This is a genomic window from Pseudomonadota bacterium (genome assembly GCA_023229365.1).
Taxonomy (GTDB): Bacteria; Myxococcota_A; Polyangia; order JAAYKL01; family JAAYKL01; genus JALNZK01.
The window spans coordinates 25648-32635 of sequence record JALNZK010000055.1; the positions used below are offsets into that span (position 1 = coordinate 25648).

The 6988-nt window shown below is 64.6% G+C and carries 8 protein-coding genes and 1 other RNA gene; 8 read left to right on the forward strand and 1 reads right to left on the reverse strand.

What is annotated here, in order from left to right:
* Positions 1–2: 2 nt before the first annotated feature.
* Positions 3–354: a transfer-messenger RNA gene (gene ssrA, locus M0R80_19290) on the reverse strand.
* A 156-nt stretch (positions 355–510) separates the two neighbouring features.
* Here ssrA and M0R80_19295 point away from each other — a divergent pair.
* The 8 genes from M0R80_19295 to M0R80_19330 form a co-directional block, all read left to right on the forward strand.
* Entirely contained in the window at positions 511–765 is a 255-nt protein-coding gene (locus M0R80_19295; GenBank protein MCK9461781.1) for a hypothetical protein, read from the forward strand.
* A 92-nt stretch (positions 766–857) separates the two neighbouring features.
* Entirely contained in the window at positions 858–1082 is a 225-nt protein-coding gene (locus tag M0R80_19300; GenBank protein ID MCK9461782.1) for a hypothetical protein, read from the forward strand.
* A 53-nt stretch (positions 1083–1135) separates the two neighbouring features.
* A complete protein-coding gene (locus tag M0R80_19305; GenBank protein MCK9461783.1) occupies positions 1136–2383 on the forward strand; it encodes a tetratricopeptide repeat protein in 1248 nt (415 codons plus the stop codon).
* 18 nt (positions 2384–2401) lie between these two features.
* Complete coding sequence (locus M0R80_19310; GenBank protein MCK9461784.1) at positions 2402–3016, forward strand: hypothetical protein; 615 nt, start codon at positions 2402–2404, stop codon at positions 3014–3016.
* Between the two features lie 57 nt (positions 3017–3073).
* A complete protein-coding gene (locus tag M0R80_19315; GenBank protein ID MCK9461785.1) occupies positions 3074–3427 on the forward strand; it encodes a nucleotidyltransferase domain-containing protein in 354 nt (117 codons plus the stop codon).
* Complete coding sequence (locus M0R80_19320; protein MCK9461786.1) at positions 3411–3791, forward strand: HEPN domain-containing protein; 381 nt, start codon at positions 3411–3413, stop codon at positions 3789–3791. Before M0R80_19315 ends, M0R80_19320 begins: the two co-directional genes overlap by 17 nt.
* 175 nt (positions 3792–3966) lie before the next feature.
* On the forward strand, positions 3967–5010 hold the full coding sequence (locus M0R80_19325) for a hypothetical protein (protein ID MCK9461787.1): 1044 nt from the start codon (positions 3967–3969) through the stop codon (positions 5008–5010).
* A gap of 111 nt (positions 5011–5121) precedes the next feature.
* Positions 5122–6988 (forward strand): ankyrin repeat domain-containing protein (locus tag M0R80_19330; GenBank protein MCK9461788.1); only part of this gene is annotated, 1867 nt, incomplete at its 3' end.

Sequence of the window (6988 nt, forward strand, 5' to 3'; positions counted from 1 at the left end):
AATAGTGGAGGCGCAGGGAGTCGAACCCTGGTCCGAATGCGCTCCACACCGGCCTCTACAATCTTATTCCGTCTTTTGTTTAGCCTCGCCGACCTCCGACGGACAGGATGTCGTCGCGGCGAGCTCGCGTGTTTTTGACTGTCAGCGCCACGAGCAGACGCGGACAGCGATCCCGTTGAAATTATGCCCTTCCGAGTGCACGGGCACTCCTCGGTCGGACATCCGGCGCCTAAGCAGCCAGAGCGTAGCTGTTGTTGTTGGCAGCTGTCGTTTCCCGCCGTTTTGACGCGGTGACAGGAACCCGCGGATTGCAGCCGGTGCTTCAATAGCACCCGTCGAAACCGTTACGCCCCCATTGTCAAAGAGCCGACGCGCCGTCTCGGGCGCGCTGGGAATATAAGGCCGCGCGGCCCGGGGCGATAGGGGGGGCGTGAATTTCTCCGTCCGCTCGTCCTCGGGCGCGGGATGTGCCATGGTGTTCCCAGGGTCGAGCGGGAGCGGGAGGCAGGCATGGGCGCCGTCGAGAGAGAGACGATCCACTTCGTGCAGGCGTTCGTCGCCGGGCGCGGCGACGCGCTGGCGGCCGAGCCGCCCATCGGCTGCAAGTCCGCCGGCGAGGCGTGCCGCAAGGCCGCGCGGCTCTCCTCGACCCGGCTCGGCGTGGTCGCCTTCTCGGTGTCGGCCGACACCGCGCTCGGCGAGTACGACGAGAAGCCGACGATCCTGTTCAAGGCCGGCCGCCTCCCCGCGCCCTTCGACGAGTAGGGCCGGAGCACGATCGCGATGACGGCTCAACTGAGGAAGAACGAGATGAATACGCTCCGGACGCTCCTGCTGCGCATCGAGCGGAGGTTTCCATGAAGATCGAGCAGGTTCCGTTCACGACCATCGATTGGAGTCAGGTGCCGAAGGTCGAGCACCCCGGCGAGCGGGGCACCTCGCACCGGAGGAGCTTCGAGATGGGCAACATCCGCGTGCGGATGGTGGAGTACGGCCCCGGCTGCAGCTGCCAGGTGGCCGATGGCGCCGCTCCCCACCGCTCGGTCACGGAGAAGGGCGCGACGCTGTTCGTGGTGGATTGACTTCGGTGGGGTTCTTTGGGCTGTGATATCGTCCGCGACGAGGTGGAAACATCGTGACAACGACTCTCGGGAGCGACGGCAACATGCTGCGGATGGCGCTGTGGGCGATCCTGTTGATCTCCGCGGGCTGCGCCGCTCCCCGCAACCACGTCGTCCCGCCCGGCGCAGCGGTGGTTCCGCTGAAGGATGCCGCGGATCGCTTCGGCTACCGGGCCGAGCGGGAGCGGTTGCTCGTGCTGCTCGAGGACGCGCGGGAGCCGGGAGAGCAGGCTCGGCTCACCATGGAGCTCGCCGACCTGGCCGAGCGCACCCGGGGCGAGGCACTGGCGCGCGGGGCCGAGCTCGAGAAGAGCCACGACCATGCGGCGCGCGCCGAGCGGGACGAGTTCGGACGCCTGGCGCAGCGCCTTCAGGACGACGAGCTCAAGCAGCTCGAGCGGATCGCCCGCGACTTCGGGGAAGAGCCGCGCCGCGACGAGGCGCTGTACCGCCTGGCGTTCGCCCTGCTCGACCGGGACAGCCCGGACGTGGCGCTGCAGCACGCGCGCACCCTTTTCGCCGTGTACCCGACGAGCCCCTACGTGGCCCACGCCTACCTGGCGTTCGCCGACCACTTCTTCGAGAAGGAGAATATCGATCAGGCCATCAAGCTGTACGAGAAGGTGATCGCGTTCGATAACCCGGAAGCCACGCCCAGGGCCCATTTCCAGCTGGGGAAGTGCAGTATCGCCAAGGGCGAGCACGCGAAGGCGCTGCAGTCGTTCGTCGACGCGGCGAACGCCGGGCAAGGCTTAAGCGGCGCGGCCGGGGCGGCGGTGCGCGACGAGGCGCTCGCCGAGCTGGTCCAGGCGTACGCCGTCGCGGGCGCCCCGGAAAAGGCGCTCGCGTTCTTCGAACGGGTAGGCGAGGACCGGATCGACGACATGCTCGAACGGCTGGGCGCCGCGTACTTCGACGACGGCCGCTTCCGCGAATCGATCGTGATCAACCGCCAGGTCTCGGACCGGGTCGAGTGCTCGCCCGTGCAGGCGCGGGCCCACGTCGCGGTGTTCGAGGCGCGGCTCTACCTCGGGGAGATCGACGACCTGAAGGCCGAGGGCGAGGCGCTCGTGGAGGTGTTCACCCGGCTCACCAAGTGCCTGCCCGCCGAGAAGATCGGCGAGTTCGCCGAGGCCGGCGCCGTGGCCAAGGAGGCGCTCAAGTCCCAGGCCGAGCGATATAGGCGGGAGTACGAGTTCAGCGGCGAGCCCGCCGCGGCGGAGATGGCGGACCAATTGGAGGTGATGGCCGAGAGTTTTTAAGGATGAAAGGGGCGAATAATGCGCCAGTTGAACACTCTACCTGTCCTACAGGTCCTCGTCGTCCCACTCGTCCTCGCCTCGTCCTGTTCCGACGGCTCTGGCGGCGGCGACTCGGATTCAGACAGCGACATCGACGCCGACAGCGACACCGACAGCGACACCGATTCCGATACGGACACGGATACGGACACGGATACGGACACGGACACGGATGCCGACGCGGACGGTGGCACCGCCTGCCCGGAGGTGTGCAACGGCGGCTGCGCAGGCGACCTCTGCAACATCGATGATCCGCCGGGCCCGGTCACCTGCCCGACCGGCTGGCAGTGCGACATCGACTGCACGGCGGGCTCCTCGTGCGCGGGAGCGATCGAGTGCGGGGATGGTTCGTGCGACGTCGACTGCGCGGGGTCGGGCTCCTGCGGCGGGCCGTTCACCTGCGGCCCGGGCCCGTGCGCCATCGACTGCACCGGCTCCGGGGCGTGCGGCGGGGTGATCGATTGCTCCGCGTCGTGCGCCTGCAGCCTGTTCTGCACCGATTGCGTCGGCCTCGACTTCACCTGTCCGGATGGATGCAACGCGATGTACGGCTACGGATGCACCACGATGTTCACGGGCTGCTCCGACTGCTGAGCCCTGCCGGCTGGCCTATGCCTATGCACCGTTCGAGAGGCTCTGCCCGGCGTAGCGGTGGACAACCTCCAAGGCAACGGCTACGATCCGATCGTGACGTTTTCGGAGCGAGAGGAGCTGGTCCGGCTGGTGCGCGGCGCGGTAAACGCCGAGCGGATCGTGCTATTCGGCAGCACGGCGCGCGGCGACTCCCGGCCGGACAGCGACGTCGACATCCTCGTCGTGGCGAAGAGCGATCTGCCGCGGTTCCGCCGCGCCGCGCCGATCTACGCCGCGGTCGCCGACCTGCCGTTCGAGGTGGAGGCGCTCTGCTACACCCCCGACGAGGTCGCGGAGTGGTCGGGCGTTCCGGAGTCGCTGGTCGCGACGGCGATGCGGGAGGGCGTCGTCATCTATGAAGCAGAGGCGTGATCTCGTCGCCGGGTGGATGGCGAAGGCCGAGAGCGATCTGCGCGCGCTCGCCGCGTCGCTCTCCGCCGACGCGCTTGACGCCGCGTGCTTCCACGCCCAGCAGGCGGCGGAGAAGGCGCTGAAGGCGTACCTCATCCACGCCGGCGTCGAGTTCCCATTCACGCACAACCTGTCGAAGCTCGCGGCGCTGGTCGCGAGCATCGATCCCGCGCTGGCGCACCTGGCCGATGCGGTGCTGCCGCTGACGCCGTACGCGGTCGAGCTCCGGTACGACGCCGACTTCTGGCCGGATCGGGAGACGGCCGACGACGCGCGAGAGCGCGCCGAGCGCGTGGTCCGCGACATCGCAGCGAAGCTGGCGTGATGTTCTCTACTGCAGCTAGAAATCGGAAATTGGAAATCGGAAGGTTGCGACGCCTTGGCCAGACCGATCCCGGGGGGATTCTTCCGGACGGAAGCGAACGACACCGGGCGCGATTCGCTGCGCTGCTTTCAAGCGGGACGCGGTGGGCGTATCGTTCGGACCACAGGCGATCGACATGAGCGAAGAGAAATTCAGGTGGCCAGCCCCGCCTCCCGGGACTCTGACACCGTTAAACGAGGACTTCCTGGGCTCACCTGCGGAACAGGTGGAGATCGTCGAATGGTTCTGCCGACGGCGGGGAAAGAACACCGTCATTCCGACCACACGAGCGCTGGGACGGTGGATCGAGCGTATGTCACGAGCTCGGTACACGCAGGGGGACCCTTCCGAAGCTCCAGGCCTGCTTTCGGGAGAGCCTGCGGACGATCTAGCGATGTATGTGAAGATCGTTGACACGATTGAGTTCGACCACCTGACATGGGCAATCCGTGTAGTCGAGACGCGCTCGGAACCGGTCGTGATTGATCCGACGTACATCACGCGGGAATTGATCGGGTCAGATCTGGCGGACAACGATCAACGAGGCGGTCCAGTGATGCCGAGTGGAGTCGCCACGATCTGTCTTGCTGCTCGTCTACTCCAGGCATCTGGTGGCCGAATGAGGATCAACGGGGCTCACAGCCAAGGACGCGATATAGAGTGGGAACCTGCCTCCGGTGGTTTGCTCTGGATCGAAAGGAAGGATCGAGCGTTTCGCGCTGCCTACGACGATCCGCCGGATCGCTTCATCAAAGAAGCCGAGTCGAAGATCAAACTCGCTGCTAGGCGGATGCCGAAGCAGAAAACGGCGGCCAGGCTGATCGTCTTCGGAGGTTTTCGTCGTTCCTTCGCTGAAGCCCAACAGCTGCGGGACCAATTCTGCATCGAAGAAAGAAACCGTGACTGGTCTAGCGTGCCGTCTGATCTCCTTCCCGACGTGGTGGCGATTGAAGTGAGGGCTGTTCACGTCGATCGGGCGACGTGCACTCCTGCTACCTTCATGGGCTTGGCGGAGACGAACGCATCCCTCGGGAAAGAGCAGTACGGTCGGGTCAAGGCGGCCCTAGGCAAGGCGTTCGACGTCAAGCCACCTTCGAGGATTGCCGACCTTGGCCCACCACAGGCAATCACGTACTCTGCAAGCAGGAAGAATACCGAAGGGACTGACCCCAGCAGCTAAAGAGCCGCTTGGGGGAAGAGACGATCACACAAAGTGCATCGGAACATCGAACCTAGAGTGATGTCTCTTGTGGTCGAAGACCGCGCTCGTGGCTCCGACGGGATCGAAGGGATGATGAAGATGAAGACAGTCTCACTTCTCGTCGTGGCACTTTCGCTGTGTCTGGCTATGGCTTCATGCACTGACAAGAAGACGCCGACACCCAAGAACACGGCCTCATGCCCTGACGAAGAGGCTGCGACACCTGAGAGCGCTGCTGACAACGCTTCTGGCGACGGCAGGTACAAGATGGACCGGGATGCGATCGATAATGGCCTTTCTCCGGACCATCGAGTCGGAGCCGGTTGGACGCAACTCATGTGGGCGTCGTTCCGCGGGGATGGAAATTCCGTGAAGCAGCTCTTGAGCAGCAAGTGCGGCATCGGCCGTGTCGATGATGTGGGGCGAACCGCGCTCATGGTCGCAGCCGAGGCGGGGCACGCGGAGATCGTCGGAGCGCTGATCGACAACGGGGAAAAAGTCTACGAGAAGGATGCCTTCGAGTGGACCGCCCTGATGCGCGCGGCGTTCGCGGGCCGCGATCCGGTCGTGAAGCTGCTTCTGGATCGAGGTGCGGATCCGAACACCTCTTCAAGCGGTAACGGAGTCACAGCTCTCATTCTCGCAGCAAAAGCGGGGCGCCCCGAGATCGCACAGACACTCATCAAGCGTGGCGCGCGACTCGACGTTAGAGGCGAAGACGGCATGACTCCATTGTTGGCCGCGATCCGCGGAGGCAACGAGAAGCTCGTCGTGTTCATGCTCGAGAAGGGAGCGAGTGCAACCGAGGTCGCGGAGAATGGTTTGACAACGCTCATGCTCGCCGCTCCACGGATGGGCGCCGACACGATCCGCAGTCTGATCGAACGCGGGGCTGATCCGAAGGCAGAAAACCGGGCGGGCGCCACAGCGCTCCATTACGCCGCTCGCTGGGGGAATTCGGTAGCAGCAGGAATCTTGATCGAGCACGGCGCGATTCCGGACGTTCTTTCTGCAGCGCAGCCGACGCCGCTTCTTGTCGCGGCGAAGGCCGGTCAAACAGAGACTGCATTGTTGCTGTTGGAGCGCGGAGCCGACCCAAATCGTGCATCCGGGGAGTGGGCGAGGACGCCGCTTTTGTCGGCGGCGGACGAGGGCAACGAACCCCTCGTGGAAAAACTCCTGTCTTTGGGCGCGCGGACCGACGCCAAGACAAAAGACAACTTCACGATGCTGATGGCCGCGTCCCGGGGCGGCTTGGTGAATTTCGTCAAGCAACTCATCTCCAGAGGACAGAAGGTGAACGCGCAAGACGACGACGGATGGTCCGCGTTGATGGTGGCGGCCGGTAACGGTCATCGGGAGGTCGTAGAGCTACTCCTCAAGAAGAAGGCGAAGGTAGATCTGCATGACGAAAACGAACGCACGGCTCTCAACTGGGCGGTCGAAGCCGCGCAACCCGAAATCGTCTCTCTGTTGTTGGAACACGGTGCGAGCCCGACGGTCGCGACTGAGATAGTCCGTGAGGAGCCGCCGGACAGTCTGGTCGCATCCACGATCCCGGTGCTTTGCCCAAAACGACATGGAGAGCACGGAACCGAACGCCTAGAGTGCGATCAATCGGACTTCGCGCCCTGGGCGATCAACGATTTTAATTTAGACTGGTATCCGTTGCACTTGCAGGCTATGCGGGAGCCCTCGCTTGTTTTCGGCGTCCCTGCCGGAGTTGACACCTATCGACTCTCGATCTCGCCGTCGTTCACGCATCCGTACTTGGTGAGGATCGAGCGCGATGGAAAGAACCTTGTCATGATCGCCAAGCAGTTGACCGGCCGGGGAGGGTACGAACCCGGCGTGATCGATTTCGTGCGGGCGGAACCGCTGTCCGCCAAGAAGTGGGACGAATTCGAGACGCTTCTTGCCCAGGCGTCCTACTGGACGTTGCCGACCAGAAGCCGGG